23 protein-coding genes are annotated in these 22,747 nt (G+C 44.6%); 1 reads left to right on the top strand and 22 read right to left on the bottom strand.

The genetic code is table 11. From position 1 onward, the window contains the following. Window positions 1–163: 163 nt before the first annotated feature. The 22 genes from QVP40_RS00020 to pyrF form a co-directional block, all read right to left on the bottom strand. On the bottom strand, window positions 164–895 hold the full coding sequence (locus QVP40_RS00020) for a class I SAM-dependent methyltransferase (protein ID WP_022066461.1): 732 nt from the start codon (window positions 893–895) through the stop codon (window positions 164–166). A 253-nt stretch (window positions 896–1,148) separates the two neighbouring features. Then, window positions 1,149–1,805 carry an HAD family hydrolase gene (locus tag QVP40_RS00025; protein WP_022066462.1) on the bottom strand — a complete coding sequence of 219 codons (657 nt, stop codon included), beginning with the start codon at window positions 1,803–1,805 and terminating at the stop codon, window positions 1,149–1,151. 11 nt (window positions 1,806–1,816) lie between these two features. After that, window positions 1,817–3,196 (bottom strand): DNA repair protein RadA, encoded by a 1,380-nt coding sequence (gene radA / locus QVP40_RS00030; protein ID WP_022066463.1) that lies wholly within the window; start codon window positions 3,194–3,196, stop codon window positions 1,817–1,819. Beyond that, window positions 3,190–3,600 (bottom strand): hypothetical protein, encoded by a 411-nt coding sequence (locus QVP40_RS00035; RefSeq protein WP_022066464.1) that lies wholly within the window; start codon window positions 3,598–3,600, stop codon window positions 3,190–3,192. Before QVP40_RS00035 ends, radA begins: the two co-directional genes overlap by 7 nt. Window positions 3,601–3,793: 193 nt before the next feature. Then, window positions 3,794–6,268 (bottom strand): ATP-dependent Clp protease ATP-binding subunit, encoded by a 2,475-nt coding sequence (locus QVP40_RS00040; RefSeq protein WP_022066465.1) that lies wholly within the window; start codon window positions 6,266–6,268, stop codon window positions 3,794–3,796. Between the two features lie 24 nt (window positions 6,269–6,292). After that, window positions 6,293–6,664, bottom strand: coding sequence for a GntR family transcriptional regulator (locus QVP40_RS00045; protein WP_022066466.1), 372 nt, complete (start codon window positions 6,662–6,664; stop codon window positions 6,293–6,295). Window positions 6,665–6,793: 129 nt separating this feature from the next. Then, window positions 6,794–7,576: an SseB family protein gene (locus QVP40_RS00050; protein ID WP_022066467.1), complete on the bottom strand. Its 783-nt coding sequence runs from the start codon at window positions 7,574–7,576 to the stop codon at window positions 6,794–6,796. 46 nt (window positions 7,577–7,622) lie between these two features. Further along, a complete protein-coding gene (locus tag QVP40_RS00055; protein ID WP_022066468.1) occupies window positions 7,623–8,816 on the bottom strand; it encodes an FprA family A-type flavoprotein in 1,194 nt (397 codons plus the stop codon). Between the two features lie 12 nt (window positions 8,817–8,828). Then, window positions 8,829–10,103, bottom strand: a complete 1,275-nt coding sequence (gene purD / locus QVP40_RS00060; protein WP_022066469.1) for a phosphoribosylamine--glycine ligase — start codon at window positions 10,101–10,103, stop codon at window positions 8,829–8,831. A 14-nt stretch (window positions 10,104–10,117) separates the two neighbouring features. Beyond that, window positions 10,118–10,744: a phosphoribosylglycinamide formyltransferase gene (purN, locus tag QVP40_RS00065; RefSeq protein ID WP_022066470.1), complete on the bottom strand. Its 627-nt coding sequence runs from the start codon at window positions 10,742–10,744 to the stop codon at window positions 10,118–10,120. Beyond that, window positions 10,738–11,763 (bottom strand): phosphoribosylformylglycinamidine cyclo-ligase, encoded by a 1,026-nt coding sequence (gene purM / locus QVP40_RS00070; RefSeq protein WP_022066471.1) that lies wholly within the window; start codon window positions 11,761–11,763, stop codon window positions 10,738–10,740. Before purM ends, purN begins: the two co-directional genes overlap by 7 nt. Window positions 11,764–11,795: 32 nt before the next feature. Beyond that, window positions 11,796–12,296: a 5-(carboxyamino)imidazole ribonucleotide mutase gene (gene purE / locus QVP40_RS00075; protein WP_022066472.1), complete on the bottom strand. Its 501-nt coding sequence runs from the start codon at window positions 12,294–12,296 to the stop codon at window positions 11,796–11,798. 143 nt (window positions 12,297–12,439) lie between these two features. Then, window positions 12,440–14,458, bottom strand: coding sequence for an aminopeptidase (locus QVP40_RS00080; RefSeq protein ID WP_288200028.1), 2,019 nt, complete (start codon window positions 14,456–14,458; stop codon window positions 12,440–12,442). Window positions 14,459–14,506: 48 nt separating this feature from the next. Next, complete coding sequence (locus QVP40_RS00085) at window positions 14,507–15,094, bottom strand: HD domain-containing protein (RefSeq protein WP_022066474.1); 588 nt, start codon at window positions 15,092–15,094, stop codon at window positions 14,507–14,509. 3 nt (window positions 15,095–15,097) lie between these two features. Next, window positions 15,098–15,412: a hypothetical protein gene (locus QVP40_RS00090; protein WP_022066475.1), complete on the bottom strand. Its 315-nt coding sequence runs from the start codon at window positions 15,410–15,412 to the stop codon at window positions 15,098–15,100. Then, window positions 15,396–15,830, bottom strand: a complete 435-nt coding sequence (locus tag QVP40_RS00095; protein ID WP_022066476.1) for a VanZ family protein — start codon at window positions 15,828–15,830, stop codon at window positions 15,396–15,398. The genes QVP40_RS00090 and QVP40_RS00095 overlap by 17 nt, the downstream gene beginning before the upstream one ends. A 48-nt stretch (window positions 15,831–15,878) precedes the next feature. Beyond that, window positions 15,879–16,031, bottom strand: coding sequence for a hypothetical protein (locus QVP40_RS00100; RefSeq protein WP_022066477.1), 153 nt, complete (start codon window positions 16,029–16,031; stop codon window positions 15,879–15,881). Between the two features lie 10 nt (window positions 16,032–16,041). Continuing rightward, window positions 16,042–16,722: an orotate phosphoribosyltransferase gene (gene pyrE, locus QVP40_RS00105; protein ID WP_022066478.1), complete on the bottom strand. Its 681-nt coding sequence runs from the start codon at window positions 16,720–16,722 to the stop codon at window positions 16,042–16,044. Window positions 16,723–16,809: 87 nt separating this feature from the next. After that, a complete protein-coding gene (locus QVP40_RS00110; protein ID WP_022066479.1) occupies window positions 16,810–18,180 on the bottom strand; it encodes an MATE family efflux transporter in 1,371 nt (456 codons plus the stop codon). An 83-nt stretch (window positions 18,181–18,263) separates the two neighbouring features. Next, a complete protein-coding gene (locus QVP40_RS00115) occupies window positions 18,264–19,169 on the bottom strand; it encodes a dihydroorotate dehydrogenase (protein ID WP_022066480.1) in 906 nt (301 codons plus the stop codon). Then, on the bottom strand, window positions 19,166–19,948 hold the full coding sequence (locus tag QVP40_RS00120) for a dihydroorotate dehydrogenase electron transfer subunit (protein ID WP_022066481.1): 783 nt from the start codon (window positions 19,946–19,948) through the stop codon (window positions 19,166–19,168). Before QVP40_RS00120 ends, QVP40_RS00115 begins: the two co-directional genes overlap by 4 nt. A gap of 29 nt (window positions 19,949–19,977) precedes the next feature. Then, a complete protein-coding gene (gene pyrF, locus QVP40_RS00125; RefSeq protein ID WP_022066482.1) occupies window positions 19,978–20,907 on the bottom strand; it encodes an orotidine-5'-phosphate decarboxylase in 930 nt (309 codons plus the stop codon). 296 nt (window positions 20,908–21,203) lie between these two features. Between pyrF and QVP40_RS00130 the strand changes: the two genes are divergently transcribed. After that, complete coding sequence (locus tag QVP40_RS00130; protein ID WP_022066483.1) at window positions 21,204–22,466, top strand: IS110 family transposase; 1,263 nt, start codon at window positions 21,204–21,206, stop codon at window positions 22,464–22,466. The last annotated feature ends 281 nt before the right edge of the window (window positions 22,467–22,747 follow it).

Raw genomic sequence — 22,747 nt, forward strand, 5'->3', positions numbered from 1 at the left:
ATTTACCACTTTCTTCCGCCTCTGTCAACTGTTTTTTTCAAATAATACAAAAAATAAAAAGATGTGTTTCACTGTATTACCATTAAGGGAAACAGAACCTTTGCAACCTTTTCAATCTGCTTTTTTATAGTTTCCAAATAATTTCTAAGCAAATGACGGTTTTCTACTTTTTCCTTGCTGATATAAGAAACATTATCGGCCGCCTCATTTCATCTTTCATTCCTTTCAGATTCATCATCTCCTTTGGAGGCTTCGGTTCCACAAAATGTTCTAGCATGAATCCATTTTCCAGTAAGCTGTTTATATACGTAGTCATAGTTCTATGATATTTTGTAACCTTCTCCCCCAGAAATACTGCATTCCTTTCCCCCTCATAATAATAATTGTCCACAGGAAAATGAAGAATATTTCCATCAGCATTATAATACCAGTCCTGTGTTCCATAGGAGGTGAACACAGGATGCTCCACAGAAAAAACAAGTTCTCCTCCCTGTTTCAGCCACATGACTATACGTTTCATTAATTGTTCGTACTCTTTCACATAATGAAATGCCAAAGAACTGATCACAATGTCAAATGTTTCTGCCGGAAATTCCAAATCTTCCATTGCGCTGCATTGATATGTAATCCGGTCATCACTGTTTTTCCGCTTCACTGTTTCCAGCATTTTATGAGAGATGTCTGTTCCCAAAACAGAACTTGCTCCCTGATCTGCCGCATACTTACAATGCCACCCATATCCACAGCCTAAATCCAGAACTTTTTTATCTTTAAAATCCGGTAGAATTTTCTGTAATTCCATCCACTCTCCGGCTCCCTGCAACCCTTTTTTTGAGCGCTCCATTTCACTGTATTTCATAAAAAATTTTTGTTCATCATACTTATTCTCTTTCACAATTTTGTTCCTCTCTGCCAAAAATATTATAATTCCTGTAAATGAGCCAATTTAAAAATGTTCGCAAAATTCTTCTCTATTTATTTGTAAATCCAATAAGCAGACTCAAGAACGGGCAAATACAATCAGAAACAATTACAAGGCTATTCTCTATGACAGTTTACATCTTAAAGCAAAAAGTATTCAGATATTATTTTGGCTGCCATAACAGGCTCCAAATAATTTCCAAATACTTTTACAAAGACTTGTATATTTACTTATTTTCCAAGTATTTCTTCACTTCATGCAGTGACGGCAGAATACATTCCGAAAGTCTTTCCATTTCTTCTGTAGGCTTCGCAAGATCAGGCACCATAATCGGATGCATCCCTGCTGCCTTTACCGCACGGATCCCATTATAAGAATCTTCTATTCCATAACAGTTTTCCGGCTTTAAACAAAGTCTTGCGCAGGCTTCCAGATAAATGTCCGGCTCCGGTTTGCTTCTCTTTACCATATCTCCGCAAACAATCACGTCAAAGTACTGTAAAAGACCGCCTTCCGAAAGCTCCCGCTTTACTACTTCTTCCCTGGTAGACGTAGCAAGGCCCGTTTTAATACCGGAAGTCTTTAAAAACTCCAGCAGCTCACAGACTCCCCGTTTTTTCGGAAGCCTTCCATCTGCTGCCTGCTCATGAAAGAGAGCAGCCATTTCCTTTTTATAAATTTCATAAGGAAAATCCTGTCCATAATGTTTCTGAAATATTTTTACGGTTGCTTCATGGTTGGTGCCCAAACACTGCATGCATACCTTTTCCACATCCGGTATTCCATATTTATCCGCAACCTGCTTCCATGTACGGATCACAAGGGTTTCCGAATCGAAGATCACACCGTCCATGTCAAAAATCACTGCTTCCAGTTTTATCATTTTCCTTCCCCTCAGCCTTTCATGATGTACCTGATGGCATCCTGTATCCATTCTACATAAACCAGATTCATACCTTCTGTTTTTTCCATAGAGGACTGGCATACCTTGGGAAGGATTACTGTGGTAAATCCCAGTTTTTTCGCTTCCGACACACGCTGGGCGGCCATACTGACTGCCCGGACTTCTCCGCTTAGGCCCACTTCCCCAAAAGCAAGAACTGAATCCGGAATCACAATATCTTTGCAGCTTGATACCACTGCAAGGGAAATCCCCAGGTCAATGGCAGGCTCTGTCATCTTCATTCCTCCTGCGATATTTACATAGGCATCACAGGAAGCCAGATGAATCCCCACTTTTTTCTCAAGAACAGCCATAAGAAGATTCACTCTGTTAAAATCCGTTCCCACTGCCGTTCTTCTTGGAATGCCAAAATTGCTCTGACACACTAGAGCCTGAATTTCCACAAGAATAGGCCTTGTTCCTTCCATGGAGCAGGCTACAATAGAACCGGAAGTGCCGTTAGGCTTTCCGTTCAGCATAAATTCCGAGGGATTTTTAACCTCCTCAAGACCGGTTCCCCGCATTTCAAATACACCGATCTCATTGGTAGAACCGAAACGGTTTTTTACAGCCCGGAGGATCCGATAAGACGCATGACGGTCACCTTCAAAATAAAGCACTGTATCTACCATATGTTCCAGAACTCTGGGACCTGCTACGTTTCCTTCTTTTGTCACGTGACCTACAATAAAAATAGAAATCCCAAGTCCTTTGGCGATCTGCATCAGTATATTCGTGGATTCCCTGACCTGAGAAACACTGCCCGGCGCAGAACTGATATCCTCGTGAAACATAGTCTGAATAGAGTCAATAACCACCATGTCCGGCTTCTTTCTCTCAATTACTTCCCGGATGGTTTCCAGATTCGTCTCACAGAATATCTGCAGATTTTCATTAAATTCTCCGATCCGGTTGGCTCTGAGACGGATCTGACGCAAAGACTCCTCCCCGGAAATATAAAGCACTGAGCTTCCTGACAGAGACAGATTTCTGCATACCTGCAAAAGAAGGGTGGACTTTCCGATTCCCGGATCTCCACCCACCAGAACAAGAGACCCGGGAACGATACCGCCCCCGAGTACTCTGTCAAGCTCTCCAATCTTTGTCAGCCGTCTTTCATCCTCTGAAATCCGTATATCTTTTAGTTTTACAGGCTCCGGTCTCTGCCCCTGTGCCATAGTCCGGCTGCCGGAAGACGACGTTTTTTTTGTGGAAACAGCCTCTTCTACAAAGGTGTTCCAGGCTTTGCAGCCCGGGCACTGGCCCATCCATTTAGAAGACTCATATCCGCATTCCTGACAAAAATAAACAACTTTTTTATTTTTTAGCATTTTTTGATCTTCACTTCTGCCACAGCATCACCCAGCTCAGCGCTGAAAGAAAGCTTGCCTCCAAGATTTGTTTTCATTGTACCTGCATCTGCGCCGTTAATGGTAATATCGTACTCTGTGTCAGCCTCCATTTCTACGGTAATCTGTGCATCCTCTGCACCTTCTACCTGAAAGCTCATGGTTGAACCGTCCTGCAAAAGATTATAAACTGCAGTTCCCGGTACAGATTCGTAAACAAACATACCATTTCTTTCCAGCTTGGTGATCTCATGAAACGTTTTTACTTTATAAACATCCCCCTGATGCTGAAAATCTGATACTTTGGATTTCTGAGCCAGCTCATAATTACCAAAGCTGATGCTTCCGTTTTCCTCTGTACGAATCAGTTCTTTTACTACTGCCATGATCTTATGTCCTCCCTGAGATTCTCTGTTGTATTATCTTTGGATATAGAATAACCCTTCAGAATCATGTATCCTGATACTGAATAATCAGGCAAAAGGAAGCTTCGTTCCTTTCCTGCTGATTATTCTTATTATAACATTTTCACAATTTTTTGAACAGTATCCTAACCAAGATTTAATATCTTTTTTATATTTACTTTTTGTCTGCTTTTTCTGCAGGAACAGGAATAAACCGAAGCTGTTTCTGATGAAGCTGAACCTTTACCGTATCGCCTTTTCGGATTCTTCCCTCCAGAATTTCATTTGCAAGACTGTCCTCCAGCTTTGTCTGTATTGCCCGGCGGAGAGGTCTTGCTCCATACTTGCTGTCAAATCCCGCCTCTGCCAGATAATCCCTGGCAGAATCGCTGATCTTCAGCCGTATATCCATCTGCTCCTCACACCGTTTTTCCAGATTTTTAAGAAGAAGCCCCACAATTTTACGGATGTGCTCTTTATTGAGAGTATGGAATACCATGATCTCGTCAATACGATTCAAAAACTCCGGTTTAAACAGGCGGCGCACTTCTTCCATTACATTTGATTTCATCCGCTCATAATCCTGTTTCTCATTATCACCTGACATAAATCCAAGTTTTTTTGGCTCAATAATAGCCTGAGCTCCCGCATTGGAGGTCATGATGACGATGGTCTGCTTAAAATCCACTTTCCGTCCATGAGCGTCTGTAATATGTCCGTCATCCAGTACCTGAAGTAAAATATTAAATACATCCGGATGGGCTTTTTCGATTTCGTCAAAAAGGATTACACTGTAAGGATTTCTGCGCACCTTTTCGCTGAGCTGTCCTCCCTCGTCATATCCCACATATCCCGGCGGAGAACCGATCATTTTTGAGACGCTGTGCTTTTCCATGTACTCCGACATATCTACGCGGATCATAGCCTGCTCGCTTCCGAATACAGCCTCTGCAAGCGCCTTGGAAAGCTCTGTTTTTCCTACGCCTGTAGGTCCCAGAAACAGGAAAGACCCAATGGGACGTCCGGGGTCCTTCAGACCTACCCGTCCGCGTTTCACCGCCTGGGCAACTGCTTTTACAGCCTCCTCCTGGCCGATCACCCGTTTATGGAGAATCCCCTCCAGATGAGCCAGCCTCTTTGATTCACTTTCTGTCAGCTTCTGTACAGGTACCTTGGTCCAGTCGGAAACAATATCCGCCACGGAAGCTTCTGTTACTGTAAGACTCTTCTTCTGACTTTTCCGTTCTTCTCTGGCGCGGTATTTTTTAATTTCCTGTTCCACTTCCCTCTGGCGGCTCTGAATCTCTCTGGCTTTTTCAAGGTCTGCCTGGCGGATGGCTTCCTCTTTCTCTTCCAGCAGCTCTTTCAGCATATTTTCAAGGCCATCTGTCTTTGTTGCTGTCCGGTAACTTTTCAGGCGCACTTTTGCTGCTGCCTCGTCGATAATATCAATGGCCTTATCCGGAAGAAAACGGTCATTGATGTAACGGACAGACATCTGCACTGCCGCCTCCAGAGCGCTGTCCTCAATACTGACTCTGTGGTGCTTTTCATAGTAAGGACGAAGCCCTTTCAGAATCTCCAAAGCTTCCGCCTCTGAGGGTTCCTCTACAGTTACCGGCTGGAAACGCCGTTCCAGAGCCGCATCCTTTTCAATATATTTCCTGTATTCCTCCAGAGTGGTAGCTCCGATCAGCTGAATCTCTCCTCTGGACAGAGACGGCTTCAGGATATTAGATGCATCCAGGGCGCCCTCCGCGCCTCCTGCGCCGATAATCGTATGAAGTTCATCAATAAAAAGAAGGATTCCTCTGTCTTCCCGCACTTCATTTACTACATTTTTGATGCGCTCTTCAAATTCTCCTCTGTATTTACTGCCTGCTACCATTCCGGAAAGATCCAGCACTACCACGCGTTTCTCTTTTACAGTATCCGGAACCATTCCGGACACAATTTTCTGGGCCAGACCTTCTACAATAGCAGTTTTTCCCACTCCCGGTTCTCCAACCAGACATGGATTATTTTTTGTTCTGCGGCTCAGAATCTGGATCAGCCGTCCGATCTCCCTGTCTCTTCCCACAACAGGGTCCAGCTTTCCATCAGCAGCCATTGCTGTAAGATCCCGGCTGTACTGATCAAGAAAAGGAGTTCCTGTTCCTTTTTTATCCTTCAGATTCCTGGATGCCTGCATCTCCTCCGCAATAGCTTCCTGATCGCAGCCCATAGCAGCCAGAACTGCCGCATACAGTTTCTGGATATTGACTCCCATTGTATACAGAAGTCTTGTGGCAACGGACTCTGTTTCCTTCAGCATGGCAAGAAGTATATGTTCAGTGCCTGCCTGATCCGCCCTCCGCATCTGAGCCTCTTTTCCGGCATTGTCAAGAAGCCTCTGAGCCCTTGGACTGTACTCCGGCACTCTTTCCATGGTCAGAACTTCCGAAGGAGCGATCAGATTCCCGATCAGCTCCTGAAGCCTTTCCTGCTCCACACCGAATTCTTCCAGAATTCTTCCCGCAGTTCCCTCCTTTTCCTTTAAAAGTCCCACCAGAATATGTTCTGTGCCTATATACGTATGCTTACAGGACTGTACCGTGCTTCTGGCAAGCTTTAGAGCATTTACAGCCTGTCTGGTAAACTTTTCCTGCATAAATTCCTCCTCGTTTCTGATCCTTTACAGATCGTAATCGTCAAAAATCTCATCAATCAGCTGATGTACTTCCTGTCTGGAAACCTCCTTGCAGCAGCCCTTTGCCAGCGCTACCACAAGATTCTGTTTCATTTCCTCCAGAGCTTTTATCTTATCTACATCAATGGCCACCACAGCGCCTCTTCTTCTGTCAATGGACACAAACCCCTCCTGTTTCAGAAGTGTATAGGCTTTATTGACTGTATGCATATTAATGCCTATGGTATCTGCCATCTGTCTCACAGAAGGCAGAGTATCTCCCTCCTGAAGTCTTGATGTAGCGATCCCAAGGATGATCTGGTTCATCAGCTGAACATAGATGGCCTCGTCACTGTTAAAATCTATTTCTATGACCATATTCAAGCCTCCTCGTATCGTGTTACACATATACTAGCACATCTCGCATATTTTGAAAACAGTTATTTTCCGTGTCTTTTCCACAGTTGAAAAGAGGCAGCCTCACAGCCGCCTCTTTCTGCATTACATTTAACCGATGATCTTTTTTAACTGTTCTCTGTTTAAAATCAGATTAAATCCCATTGGATTGATAACAAGCGCCTCCGCCTGCTGGATCATAATATCAGCAAGCTTCACAAAAGGTATTTTTGCAATCCTCAGCTTTTTGCCTCTGGCAAATTTTTCGTATTCCAGCACATCTGAAAAAACAGGCTGAAGAATTTTTCCTTCTTTATTTTTCAGATACGGAATATTTACCTTTGCCGGATCCTCCTCACTGCGGTCCATGGCAACAAGGAATTCTGATTTTCTCAGATTTGCGATCAGCTCTTCTTCCAGTTCCCGGATATTTTTGTGTTCCTCCGGTTTTACCGGACGGCGCAGCTCCTGCATAAAATAAATACCGGAAAGCTGAAGCGTTGCGTTGATCAGAGGTCTTTTTTCCGGCTCGACCTTGCTGAGATCCGGCTGACGCACAATTTTGTCAAGATCCACTTCAATCTCTTCACTTCCGTTATTCCACACCAGGGAATTTACACCAACAGCGTAAAGAAGGCCGTACATTCTCGGGAAATCCTTTTTCTCATATTTCATTCCCATAAGCAGGATTTTATCATCCAGCTTCTTTTTGCCAAACTCCTTCAGTGTCTCTTCCTCGGCAAAAAACCATGCCTGATCATTATAAGTCTCTTCTGCGCAGGTCACATAAGGAAGCTTTGTCACCTGAGAATATGCCACAAAGATGCTGTCTCTGGCCTGAATTTCCTTCACTGCGTCTACTACACTTATTCCCATTCTTGTTGTCCTTTCCATTGTCTGTCTCCGGCCCCGGGGGGCACAGAGGAACAGATACTCCTTTTTATTTCATCAGGAATTCTACGATTCCGTCAAGTTCCTCCATCTGATCCCTCTTCAGAGAAGATTTCACAGTAAGAGTATTGTCATAAATCTCCATGTTTTTCATAGAAGAAAGAATCTCTTTCATCTGTTTTCCTGCAGAAATTGCCCAGGTACCGTTTTCGATCACAGCCACTTTACGGTTCTGGAAATTATGCGCTTTCAATTCTGAAAGAAGGGTTTCCATTTTCGGGAAAAGTCCTGCATTGTAAGTAGGACAGGCAAATACGATCCTGTCACAGCGGAATGCTTCTGCCAGAATATAGGACGGATCTGTTTTGGACACATCATACATTGCAATGTTCTTTTCTCCTGCATCAGAAATCTTCCCGGCCAGAACATTCACTGCGCTCTCTGTATTTCCGTAAATAGAAGCATACACAATAAGAACCGCGTGATCCTCCGGTGTGTAGGTGCTCCATTTCTGATATTTATCAATAAACCAGCCCAGATTTTCTCTCCATACCGGGCCGTGAAGCGGGCAGATCATTTCAATATCAAGAGCTGCTGCTTTTTTCAGGGCAGACTGAACCTGAGCTCCGTATTTACCTACAATGTTAGTAAGATATCTTCTGGCTTCTTCCAGCCACTCTGCCTCAAAGTTCAGCTCGTCTGCAAAAATATTTCCGTTCAGCGCGCCAAAGGTTCCAAAGGCGTCTGCACTGTAAAGAACTTTATCATAAGCATCATAAGTTACCATAGCCTCCGGCCAGTGAACCATTGGGATCATGGCAAATGCAAGGGTGTGTTTTCCTGTGGAAATGGTATCTCCCTCTTTGATCACAACTGCGCGGTTATCTACGTCAAAATCAAAAAACTGTTTCATCATGGTAAATGTCTTTGCATTTCCCACAAATTTCACTTCCGGATAACGGATCACAACTTCTGCAAGAGAAGCGCAGTGATCCGGCTCCATGTGATTCACAATAATATAATCCAGAGTACGGCCGTCCAGTACATGCTCCAGATTCTCAAGGAACTGTGAGCACACAGAATGATCTACTGTATCAAGAAGAACGGTTTTTTCATCCAGGATCACATAGGAATTATAGGAAACTCCTTTTGGGATCGGATATACGTTCTCAAACAGCTCCAGTCTTCTGTCGCTGGCGCCGATCCAGTACATATCCTCTGTTATCTTTTTTACACAATACACGTTGTTTCCTCCTTACGCCTCATCAATGGCTTTTCCAATATCATGGCGCATATATTTGTTGGCAAACTGAATCCATTCGGTCGCCTCATATGCGTTCTTTCTTGCTTCCTTCAGGTCTTTGCCCTTGGCAGTAATTCCCACAACACGTCCTCCGTTTGTGACGATCTGACCGTTTTCCAGCTTTGTTCCCGCATGGAAGCAATAATATCCTTCTTTGTCCTCAAACTTCTCAAATCCGGACATGGGAATGCCTTTTTCGTATTTTACCGGATAGCCTTCGCTGGCAAGAACCACGCAGACTGCCGCATTATCCTCAAATTCAAGTTCTGTCTGATCCAGAGTCCCGTTTACACAGGCCTCCATTACCTCAAGGATATCTGTTTTCATTCTGGGCAGCACTACCTGTGCTTCCGGATCACCGAAACGGGCATTATATTCCAGAACCTTGGGTCCGTCCGGAGTCAGCATCAGGCCAAAGAAAATAATTCCCACAAAAGGACGTCCCTCAGCCGCCATAGCATCGACTGTGGGCTGATAAATATATTTCCGGCAGAATTCATCTACCTCTTCCGTATAAAACGGACTTGGAGAAAAGGTACCCATTCCGCCTGTATTCAGTCCCTGGTCTCCGTCCATGGCGCGTTTGTGATCCTGAGCGGAAGTCATGGTACGGATGGTCTTTCCGTCAACAAAAGAAAGCACAGAGACTTCTCTTCCTGTCATAAATTCTTCAATGACCATAGTATTTCCGGCGCTTCCGAACTTTTTGTCCTCCATGATCTCCTTTACTCCGGCTTCCGCCTCAGCGAGATCATTGCAGATCAGAACGCCCTTTCCAAGAGCAAGTCCGTCCGCTTTGAGAACAACAGGGAATTTTGCCTGTGTACGAAGATATTCCAGAGCCTTTTCAGAATCCTCAAAATTCTCATATCCGGCAGTGGGAATATTATATTTTTTCATAAGATCCTTGGAAAACGCCTTGGAGCCTTCCAGAATAGCCGCATTTTTACGTGGGCCAAACACCTTCAGACCGCGCTCTTCAAATACGTCTACAACGCCTCCTACCAGCGGGTCGTCCATTCCAATGATCGTCAGATCTATGCTATGTTCCTGGGCAAAATCCGCCAGTTTCTCAAATTCCATAGCTCCGATATTTACGCACTCTGCATACTGGGAAATTCCCGCATTGCCGGGTGCGCAGTAAATTTTGTCAGCTTTCGGGCTTTTTGCCACGCTCCATGCAATTGCATGTTCTCTTCCGCCGCTTCCTACAATCAGTATATTCATCAGGTATTTCCTCCTTATCTGCTGATCTGAACCTTTCCGTCCTGAACACTGACCTTTCCGTTTGCAATCAGGTCAATAGCTTCCGGAAGGATCTTCCATTCTGCCTCTTCCATTACTCGGCGCTGAAGTACTTCCGGAGTATCTCCCTGCTGTACCTCAACTGCCTTCTGAAGGATGATCGGACCGGTATCTGTGCCTGTATCTACAAAATGCACAGTGGCTCCGGTTATTTTTACGCCTCTGTTCAGAACTCCCTCATGGACGCGCAGTCCATAAAACCCTGTTCCGCAGAAAGACGGGATCAGAGAAGGATGGATATTAATGATACGGTTTGGATATGCCTCCACGATCATTGGAGGAACCGCAACCAGATAACCTGCAAGAACAACAAGATCTATCTGGTTTTTCTGAAGCTCCGCCAGAAGAGCTTTATGGAATTCCTCTCTGCTGTCATAGCATTTCGGAGAAATACAAACAGCCGGGATCCCCCGGTCCTCTGCTCTTTTCAGAGCATAGGCACCGGAGTTATTACTGATCACCACTGAAACAGCGGCATTGGTGATCACTCCCTGATCCAGCGCATCCAGAATGGCCTGAAGATTCGTGCCCCCTCCGGATACCAGAATGCCAAGTCTTAACATAAATCCACACCCTTTTCGCCGGCTTCGATACGTCCTACCACATATGGAGTATCTCCTGCTTTGCGGATCGCTTCCATTGTTTTGTCCACGTCTTCCGGTTTTACTGCAAGAACCATTCCAAGACCCATGTTGTAGGTATTGTACATCATTTTTTCTTCAATGTTTCCTTTTTCTGCAAGAAGCTTAAAGATCGGAAGAACCGGATAGCTGTCTTTTTCGATCACTGCTCTTGTGCCCTCTTTCAGCATACGCGGAACATTTTCGTAGAAACCGCCGCCTGTGATATGGCTGCATGCATGGATGCGCACGCCCGCTTCTTTCACGCTCTTCAGAGCTTTTACATAAATTCTGGTCGGGGCAAGAAGAGCCTCGCCCAGAGTTGTTCCCAGTTCATCATAATAAGTGTCCAGAGACTCTCTTGTCATATCGAATACCTTACGCACCAGAGAAAATCCATTGCTGTGAACACCTGTAGACGCCATACCGATCAGAACGTCACCGGCTTCCAGCTCTTCCCCTGTAAGAAGATCTTTTTTATCGATCACGCCTACTGCGAATCCCGCAAGGTCGTACTCATCCTCCTGCATAAGTCCCGGATGCTCGGCTGTTTCTCCGCCGATCAGAGCTGCTCCGGACTGTGCGCAGCCTTCTGCCACACCGCCTACGATCTCTGCGATCTTTTCCGGATAATTCTTGCCGCATGCAATATAATCCAGGAAAAACAGAGGCTCTGCCCCTGCGCAGGCAATATCGTTGACGCACATTGCCACTGCATCGATTCCAATGGTGTCATGCTTGTCCATAACCATGGCAAGCTTTACCTTTGTTCCGCATCCGTCTGTTCCAGAAACAAGAGTAGGCTCCTCCATATCTTTAAATGCACTCATGGAAAACGCTCCGGAAAATCCACCGATTCCGCCTAAAACCTCGGGTCTCATTGTTTTTGCAATGTGCTTTTTCATAAGCTCCACTGACTTATAGCCTGCTTCTATATCAACACCTGCGTTCTTGTAATCCATAATATCCTCCCAGTATTTACTTTTATTTTTTATTAATAATTCTGATAGCCTACTTCCTGCAGTCTTGCGTCCTTGGCTTCTACCTGCTCTTTCAGCTCCTGGCTGTATTCTTTCAGTTTCGCAAGAAGCTCAGGATCTGAGGTTGCCAGAATTTTTGCTGCCAGAAGTCCTGCGTTTGCGCCGCCATTGATGGCAACCGTAGCAACCGGGATTCCGGACGGCATCTGTACGATGGAATAAAGAGAGTCACGTCCTCCCAGAGAGGTAGTATGCATCGGAATACCGATTACCGGCATGGGGAAAATCGCCGCGCACATTCCCGGCAGATGAGCTGCCATTCCCGCACCTGCAATAATCACCTTAAATCCTCTTTCCTCTGCACTCTTTGCATAGTCAAAAAATACATCCGGTTCTCTGTGCGCGGAGATGATCTTCATCTCATACTCCACTCCCAGCTTGTCAAGAATTGCCGCTGCTTTGCTCATAACCGGCATGTCTGAATCGCTTCCCATTACAATTCCAACTTTTTTCATTGGTAGGCCTCCTTAATTTTCAATCTGTTCCAGGTTGATTCTACTAAGATTCTATTTTTGTGTCAATAAAATTCCATAAAAGAAATATTTTGGCAAACAAACTGTTTTTGTATATTTCGGAATTTCTTCCTTCCGCATTCTCTTTATTTCTCAAAAGGGCGGTTCAGTTCCTCTGTACCAGGAAGTACAAAACGTCCTTTTTCAATAATGGAACGTCCTTCTCCTTCATCATCGATCACGCAGATACTTCCAAGCTCTTCGTAAGGAATGGTAATATCTGTATGGCATCCATAGTACGCAAGGCTGATATCCTCTTTTCTGAGGCTGGATATCTCATTGTCTCTGGCAATGATCTCTCTTCCGTCCGGATTATATACTGCAATATCCTCAGCCCAGCTGTAACAGGTATCGCCCACTGCAAAATGAGGACCCATTTTTTCTGCGATCAGAATGGGCAGCTTGTCTGCGATCCCGTATTTTTCTGCAGCCACATAGGCTGTGGTATTTGTTCCGATGGCAAACTCTCCCATTGGAAGCTTCACATGATGGTGAAGGATATTGTCCTCAATATAAGCGCGGTTTTCCTCTTCCGTCTCAAAGTTACTGCAGGAATAATCGATCACCTGACCGCAGTCAAATACAAGCTTCAGATCCTTAAACTGCAGTCCGTTCAGATACACTTTTTTTACATGGAGGACTCCGCCTGTGCCTGCCAGAACCGGAGAAGTAAACACCTCGCCTACCGGGATATTCACATCTGCCACACAGTTTTCAAAGTTTGTCTGTTTTTTGATATCCTCCAGTGTATGAAGATGAATGATAAGATCTGTTTCATTGCCGTTCTGTCCTTTGATCTCCACCCACTCGCAGGTATCCAGAGTTTCAATGATCGTCTGCTGGATTTTTTCATAAAGCTTATAGTCCAGTGTATTGATCTTTACGATCTCATCAAAAATCTCCGGGAAGTTTCCTCCGATCTCCGGCACCGGATAGGCGATAATGGTAAAGCTTCTCTCATCTCCTTTGATATAGCGGTTGACAATCTGACCGGATTCATTGTCAAGCTCCACCTGAAGCTTCTGCTGAGCTTCGCTTAAGCTCAGGGCTTCCGGCTTGGACACCGGAGAAAAAGGCTCCTCTCCAAAGGTTTCAATACATGCAGGGCCGCCGTGGACTTCTGCCAGATCTCTGTACTTGTCATAGGCGTTCTGCATGGAGCGGAGTTTCCTTTTTACAAAGTCGCTGTCAAGGAACAGAGCGCAGTCCTGTCTGTGGTCATAATCATACTGAGGGTTGGGATTTCCGCCCATATATCCTACACGGGATGCCCCTCTTTTATTGATCACATGAGCCGCATGACGATAGATCACAGGCTTTAGTCCCATTTCCCGAAACTGAAGGACTGCCGCCCGAACTATCCGCTCAAATCCCAGATTATAGCGGATATTTACGGTTTTCTTTTTTGTAAGGTCTTTTCTTGTATTAATAAATCCGATGCGATATCCTTCTGTATAGGTACGCGCCATATCATCAATTTTTTCCTGAGAAAGACTGTTCAGGAAAAGAGCCACACCGGTCTCATTTCCGGATACGTATTCGCCATAGCGGTAAAGATACCTCAGATCCTCAAGATCTGACTCCATAATGATCTTTGTGGCAAAATCCAGCTCCGGGTCAACACCCTCAGCAATTCTCTGCTCCATCATGTCCTGACAGTAATCATTTACATAGGAACGGAGGATATCTTCCACTGTTTTCGGAGCAGGAAGTTCTTCTTCACAAAAAGCAGAATGAATCTCCAGAAACAGCTCTGCGCACACAAGATAATCCCACCATTTTTTCTCATATGCAAAGACTATGGTACCTCTTAGCTCCGCATACAGAAAGCAGAAGCTCTGACCGTATTCCCCCAGCTTTTCTGTTGCATAAGCAGGATTTCCATAGGAAGTCTCATAATTTTCCGGAAAAAGTTCTTCATACAACGCAGTATTTTCCGCCTTCAGCTCTTCCAGGGAAAGTTTTTCCTGTTCTCTTTTCAGAATCTTCCCCGTTTTTTTAAGAAACTCTGCTGTTCTCTGAAAAAATTCCTCAAAGGGCTCTTTTATTTCCTTTTCTGTACAGATTTCTGCAATCCGTTCTTCAGCAAGGGCAAATCGCTCCATCAGTAATTCGTCCAAACTGTCATCTCCTTTCAAAAATCAACTCCGCCTTTACTCATCGATCACATTTCCCAGACGGATATGCTTGTCTACCAGTTTCTTCATATACTCCCAGATTTCCCCGGAACCCTCTGAAGTATGCTGATTCCTTTTGTAAATCTGGCTTTTTTTCACGCCGTGCTCCGCCCAGCTTCTTCCTCCGGAAGCGTCGTTTAAAAGAAGCGGCTGACAGTTATCAAGCACATGGGCAAATTTTGCCTCCGGTGTCTCATATGCTTCAAACTCTTCCCAAAGCTGCCGGAACCAGCTTCTCTGATCCTCCGGAAGCAGTCCAAAGATCCGTTCCGCAGCCTTCCTCTCTCTGATCTCCTTGGTTGCCGCTCCGGCCTCGTCATAGGCATAGGTATCTCCTGCGTCAATTTCCACAAGATCATGGATCAGCACCATGGGAACCACCTTTTCCAGGCTGACCTCTTCATTGGAATATTCCTTCAGAAGAACTGCCATCAGCGCAAGATGCCAGGAATGCTCCGCATCATTTTCTTTACGGTTTCCATCTGCAAGATACGTCTGCCGAAAAATATTTTTTACTTTGTCCACCTCTATGATAAACTGCATCTGTTTCTCTAAACGTTCCATTTTTTACACTCCCATTAAAAAAAAGCCCAGCCATCCCACCATGATGATTCCATTCAGAATAGAACCCACAATACTGGTACGATGCGTACGCTTTTCCTCTGAAAAACTCAAAAGTCCCATAATGAATCCATAGACAGAAAGCATTGTTGCAAAAAGACAGATACCTCCTACAATAAATCCATAGGCGCCGTTAAGTGCAAAAGCAGTCAGAACTGCTGCCAGAAACAAAATAAGGGAAGCAGCTGCCAGACCCACTGACAGCTTTCCCTTTTCTGCTTCTTTTGTTTTTACAAATGAGTATCTATATCTTTTCGCCATAATGCCTTCTCCTCAGGTAATTACAGACTGCAAACAGCACATATCCTGCTGCCGCGCCTGCAGTATTTAAAATCAGATCATCCACATCAAAGCAGCCCACTCTTGTTACAAGCTGAATCGTTTCCACACACAGACTCAGACTGAACCCGGACAGAACGATCAGGAATCCGCTGCGCCATCTCCGGCTGATGACCGGCAGGATAAATCCCAGGGGAATGAATCCGATCACATTCCCGAAAATATTCATAAAAAAAGCAGACAAGCCAACCTGTTCCCGGTACATCCAGAATCTCCGGATCTCCACAAAGGGTTTCAGGTTGTATCTGTATATGCGCTCCTCCTCCGCAATCCGTCCGTATCCCTCAGAAAAAAACAGAAAGTAGATCAGAAGCAGCACATACAGCACAAAAAGAACCATTCCTATCTGCCGGATTTTTTGTTTTGCCCTGTTACTCACAGCTCACCGTCAGATCAGAATATCTGACTTTCTCTTTAAAAGTCTCGCTCCGCTGATGATCATAAGGATACCGGCTGCGGCGCCTGTCACCAGGGTAACAATGCCTACTGCCAGACTGCAGGCCCCTGTTCTTGTCATTGTTTTATAAATCTTTTCGTTCACGACGAACCTCCTATTTCACTCCGTACTGACGATAATAGTCATCAATGGCTGCCTTCAGAGTATCATCGATGATCACCTGTCCGTTTACCTCTTTGTTATAAAGATACTCTGTCACCTCTGCCATGTCCACAATAGCCGCAGTGTCAAAGCCGTACAGATCCTTCACTTCATCAAGAGCGCATTTTTCTCCGCCCTTTCCTACTTCCATACGATTCAGAGAAACCATAAGACCAACGATCTCCACGTCTGCCGCTCCTTTTACCTTAGGCACAGTCTCCTCCATGGATTTTCCGGAAGTGGTTACGTCCTCGATCATAACAACTCTGTCTCCGTCCTTCAGAGTACTTCCAAGAAAGCTTCCTTTATCTGCGCCGTGGTCTTTTTCTTCTTTTCGGTCAGAGCAGTAGCGTACTTCTTTTCCATAAAGCTCGCTGTAGGCAATCGCTGTCACAACGCTTAACGGGATTCCTTTGTATGCAGGTCCGAATAATACGTCAAAATCGTCTCCATATTTGTCATGAATGGCTCTTGCATAGTATTCTCCCAGTTTTTTTAACTGAGATCCTGTTACATATCCCCCTGCATTCATAAAAAATGGGGATTTTCTTCCGCTTTTCAGTGTAAATTCACCGAATTTCAGAACCTTGCTGTCTACCATGAACTGAATAAATTCCTGTTTATACTGTTCCATATTTTTCAACCTCCGTATTTACGGGCAAGCCCTTTTCATTTTTTCCATAATATATCTGTTTTATTTTAGCATATCTGCTGTTTTTTTTCAATCAATGGATGAAAGGGGCGCCACAGTCTGTTTTTTATATTTTTTCATTACATAATAATAGTATGGGATCAGAGGAATCAGGGCAGCGATCCATGCTGCCGGATCTGCCATACAGATTCCTGCAAAGCTGGTTTTTCCTGCAACAAGAAGAACGATAGCAGTTCTGGCTACCAGTTCAAAAATTCCGCCAAGCATAGGAACCAGCCCATACCCCATTCCCTGAAGAGCATTTCGGAAAAGGAAAATTGTACAGAGGAACGGGTATGCCCAGAATACAGTACGGAAATAGGTTACTGAAACCTCCACCACCGCTGTCTCTGAAGGATCAATAAACAGATAGGTAAAATATCTGCCGCCAAAGTACATTACAACCATCTCGATAACAGCCCATATAAGAAGCATGATCCAGGAATATTTCACACCTGCCCGTACACGGTCCATGCGTCCTGCCCCCCGGTTCTGTCCCACATAGGTCGCAATGGTTGCCCCTATGGAAACAGCCACCATGGTAATAATGTTCTGAATCTTTCCCGCAGCAGAAAATCCCGCCATATAAACAGCGCCGTAAACATTCACTGCTCCCTGCACAATAATAGTTCCAATGGCTGTAATGGAAAACTGCAGGGCCATGGGAATACCCAGATTCAGAAGCTTGGCAAAGCTCCCCCTGCGAAACGCAAAGTTTTTCTTTTCCAGATGAAGGATCGGATACTTCTTTATAATGTAAACCATGCAGCATACTGCTGAAACCGCCTGGGCAATAACTGTAGCATAAGCGCAGCCTTCCACACCCATTCCCAGGAACTTGATAAATACCACGTCCAGCACCACATTGATAGCTGCTGAAATGATCAGGAAATAAAGCGGAGATTTTGAATCTCCCAGTGCGCGCAGGAAGGCTGCCAGAGCATTATAGGCTGCGGTGACAATCAGTCCCGCATAGATGATCCCCATATACGCCTTTACATCTCCCATCAGCTCCTCCGGAGAATTCATCAGGCGAAGGATCGGCTCATTAAACGCAAGAAGCCCCACCGTCATCACTGCAGTGATCCCAAACATCAGGTACACAGACATTGCCACATAATGGCGCATATCATCGTATTTCTTTGCCCCGAACATCTGGGAAACAATAATGGCAAAACCGCTGCTCATTCCATTGAGCCATCCTGTTACAAGAAACATCAGAGAACCGGTGCTTCCAATGGCTGCCAGCGCATCTACGCCGATAAACTGACCGGCAACAATAGAGTCTGCAATATTATAAAACTGCTGAAACACATTGCCAAGGAACATTGGTATCATAAACCAGATGATCAGCTTCACCGGGTTCCCTACTGTCATATCGCTTGTCATATCTTTTTTCATAATTTCTCCCTAAAAAAAGGTCCGCTGTAAATATATACCCGGAACATTTCCGGATATGCTTTACAGCAGCCCTTATCAAAAAACTATTTTACCGCGCCGATCAGCTGACAGATATCCTCTGTCTTCTGGGATTTCATATAGTCCTCAATTCCCCGGACTACTTCTTCCGCAGCATAAGGATTAAAGAAATTTGCAGTTCCCACAGACACTGCACTTGCACCTGCAAGAATAAATTCCAGCGCATCCTCTGCAGTGGAGATTCCGCCCATTCCAATAATGGGAAGCTTCACTGCCTGAGCTACCTGGTATACCATGCGGACAGCCACAGGTTTTACAGCCGGGCCTGACATTCCGCCGGTTTTATTTGCCAGAGCAAATGTTTTTTTATAGATATCGATCTTCATTCCTGTCAGAGTATTGATAAGAGAAAGAATATCTGCGCCTCCGGCCTCCGCTGCTTTTGCCATTTCCGTGATGTCTGTCACATTAGGGCTGAGCTTCATGATGATCGGCTGCTTTGCATATTTTTTAACTTCTTTTGTAATGGCTTCCAGAGCCTTTGGATCCTGTCCGAAAGCAATTCCGCCTTCTTTTACGTTTGGGCAGGATACATTGATTTCCAGAAGATCTACCGGTTCATTTCCCAGACGCTCTACTACTTCACAGTAGTCTTCTGTGCTTTTTCCGCACACATTTACAATGATCTTTGTGTCATATTTTTTAAGGAACGGAATATCCCTTTCACAGAATACATCAATTCCCGGATTCTGAAGGCCAATGGCATTCAGCATACCGGAGGCTGTTTCTGCCACACGAGGCGTGGGATTTCCCGGCCACGGTACGTTTGCCACTCCTTTTGTTACTACAGCGCCCAGTTTATTCAGATCTACAAATTCGCTGTACTCCGCTCCTGAGCCGAAGGTTCCGGAGGCTGTCATAACAGGATTCTTCAGTTCTACTCCTGCCAGTGTAACGGCTGTCTTTATCATAACTCCACCTCCGTGCTCAAAAATACAGGACCGTCTTTGCAGATGCGTTTATTGTGTACATGGGAATGGCTGTCGATCTCCTTTGATTTGCACACACAGGCAAGACAGGCCCCAACGCCGCAAGCCATACGTTCTTCCATAGAAATCCAGCATGGAATATTTTTTTCCTCCGCATAGGCTTTGATTGCCCGAAGCATAGGTGTGGGTCCGCAGGCAAAAATCACATCTGCTTCCAGAGCATTCTCTCTGATGGCATCCATAACATTTCCCTTTGTACCGGCGCTTCCGTCTTCAGTGGCAACACAGACATCTGCATACGCCTGAAACTCATCATTCAGAAACAGCTCATCTCTGTAACCGAGGATTGCTATTTTCTGTCCGTTCAGCTCTTTTGCAGTCTGAAGCATAGGAGGAATACCAATTCCTCCGCCCATGAGAAATACGCGTTTTCCCTCTGCTTCATGAAGAGAAAAACCATTTCCCAGCGGTCCCAGAACCTCTACGGGAACGCCTGCATGGAGTCTGGAAAAGGCCTCTGTTCCTGTGTTCTTTCCTGTTACCCGATAAACAAGACGGATTCTTCCGTTTTCTCTGTCAATTTCACAGATACTGATGGGGCGGGGAAGCAGCTTGCTTCCATCCCGCGTATAAAGTGAAAGAAACTGGCCCGGCTTCGCCTCCGCAGCCATATGGTCTGCCTGGAGCCACATGCTGTAAATATCTTTCCCGATTCTTTCCTGGCTTACAATCTTTAAGCTTTCTTTTGTCTTTTTGCTCATCTCTTTCCTCCTGAATCAGTTGGTCCTGATTATTTGCGGCCTTCCAGAGCTCCGCTGATATCAGCGATCATATCTTTTACTGCCTGTCTGGATGCGTCTGCAAAGTTCTTTTCACCAAATTCTGCGTAAGCTTCCTGTTTATAAGCCGCAATAATTCCTCTTGAGGAGTTTACAATGGCACCCAGGCCGTCCTCATTAAAGAAATGAACCAGATCTTTTCCTCTGCCGCCCTGAGCGCCGTAGCCCGGCACAAGGATAAAGGTTTTCGGCATAAGTTTACGGAGAACTTTTCCCATTTCCGGATAGGTTGCGCCTACAACAGCTCCCACATAGCTGTATCCATTGCCCATATGATCCTCGCCCCACTGAGCAACCTTTTCGCCTACCCACTCATAGAGAGGACGTCCGTCGATTAGACGATCCTGGAACTCTCCACTGGAAGGATTTGATGTTTTTACAAGAATAAAGAGTCCTTTATTTTCTTCTTTACATACGTCAATAAACGGTTTTACGCCGTCAGATCCGAGATACGGATTCACAGTTGCAAAATCCTCATCAAAGCCGGCATAGCTTTTGGAGCCCACCTGAACATGTCCCAGATGTCCCACTGCGTATGCTGCAGAAGTAGAGCCGATATCTCCTCTTTTAATATCTCCGATCACTACAAGATCTTTTTCCTTACAATAGTCTACTGTTTTTTTATACGCCTGAAGTCCCGGGATCCCGAACTGCTCATACATGGCGATCTGAGGTTTTACTGCCGGGATCAGCTCACAGGTAGAATCCACAATCGCCTTATTAAACTGCCAGATTGCCTCCGCAGCGCCCTCCAGTGTCTCGCCAAATTCTGCAAATGCATTATCCTGGATATGCTTTGGGATGTAATTCAGCATCGGATCCAGCCCCACTACGATAGGAGCATTTGTTTTTTTAATTTTTTCAATCAGTTTATTAATCATAAAAATCTCCATTCCGCCGCCAAGTCGGCGGCACAAATAGTAATGAAAGTCTTTTAATTCTCCACGTTACTGATAAAATAATTGTTAAAGAAGCTATACTACAAAGCACGGGGAGGCGAGTCGTAAAGACTTTCTTCGTTTTAGACAGCATAAAAATCAGTGTAAGTTCCATCTTTCAAGCACAAATAAGTGGCTCTGTAAGACCGTACAGTAAGAATTGTTTTAACTTCTTCGTTAATTGTGTGATGGAACAGTCAATGGCTTCTTTTATTTTACATTGAAAGGAGTTTTTGGCTATGAAAGTTGTTTATCAAACCTGCTGTGGCGTCGATGTTCACAAATCTTTTCTCGTCGCCACAATTATTAAAACCACTTCCGGAGTAGAACCTTCTTACCAAAAGAAGCGTTTCTCCACTTTCAACAATTCTATCCTGCAATTCAAAAATTGGCTAATTGAAAACCAATGTCGGGATGTCTGTATGGAATCTACCGGTAAATACTGGGTTCCTGTATTCAATCTTTTGGAGGACGATATCAACGTCACTATTGCCAACCCCAAATGGGTAAAAGCTGTCAAAGGTAACAAGGATGATACGAAAGATTCCAAATGGATTGGAGATTTGTTTCGATTAGGTCTGGTTCCAGGAAGCTATATCCCTTGTAAACCAATCCGTATCTTGCGTGAATTCACAAGATATCGTTACAAGCTGATTTCCTGTCGTACCAGCGAAAAGAACAGATATCAGAATGCGCTTACTGTCTGTAATGTCGCATTAGATTCGGTTGTTTCCGATATCTTTGGGAAATCAGCTACATCTGTTATTGACTACCTGATCGAACAATCCGACAATTCCATCAACCACGAAGAAATAGCTTCCAGACTTCTCCGTTCCCTAAAGAAGAAGTCTGACAGTGTCATTGAATCCATCGAAGGGTATCAGATGACTGATTCCCAAAAATACCGTATGCGCCTCGTCCGCGCACATCTGGATTATATCACATCTACGATCAATGATATAGACACTATGCTGGATTCTTTGATTGCTCCTTACGAAAATGCTGTCCAGTTACTGTGTACCATTCCGGGTGTTGACCGTAACAGTGCAATTACTGTTATCTCCGAGATTGGTACCGATATGACTCCGTTTTCCAATTCCAAACGCCTCTGTTGTTGGGCAGGACTGACTCCCGGCAACAATGAATCTGCTGGTAAGAAAAAATCTGTCAGGATAACACGTGCCGGTGTCTACCTCAAACCTGCATTAGTACAAGTCGCTCATGCAGCCGTGAAATCTGATAAGTCTCCTTACTACAAGAAAAAGTATGAACGCATTATGAAACGTCGTGGTAAAAAACGTGCCATCATTGCTATCGCCCGGATGATACTCACCGCCATCTACCAAATGCTGTCTGCTGGCGAAACGTGGAATCCGACCGACTTATACAAGATTGATATGCCTGAACCTCTAAAAGAAAAACAGAAGGAAAAGGCAATCAAACAGGCTAAGAAACTACTTATCAGCGAAGGGATCATTTCCGAATCGCAATTAGCTTCTTAACACTTTATAGCAATACATTTTTTTAGGCTGCCATAAGACAGCTTGTTAAAGTACGCCATTTATTGGCTCTCATCTACTTTCTTTCACAGTATTTCCTCCTGAAATTTATTTTTACATACTTAAACATATCATACACGAAACCAGAGATTTAATAAAGTATTTTTTGCCTGTTTTTCATATTTATAAAATACATTTATTTTCTCACTGTCTCCCTTGTGTCAGTTTTTTTACAATCCTTAAGAATACTTGAGTTTCCGCAAAATGTAATTTAAACATAAATG

The organism is Blautia sp. CAG:257 (assembly GCF_000433815.1).
GTDB classification, from domain to species: Bacteria; Bacillota; Clostridia; order Lachnospirales; family Lachnospiraceae; genus Blautia_A; species Blautia_A caecimuris.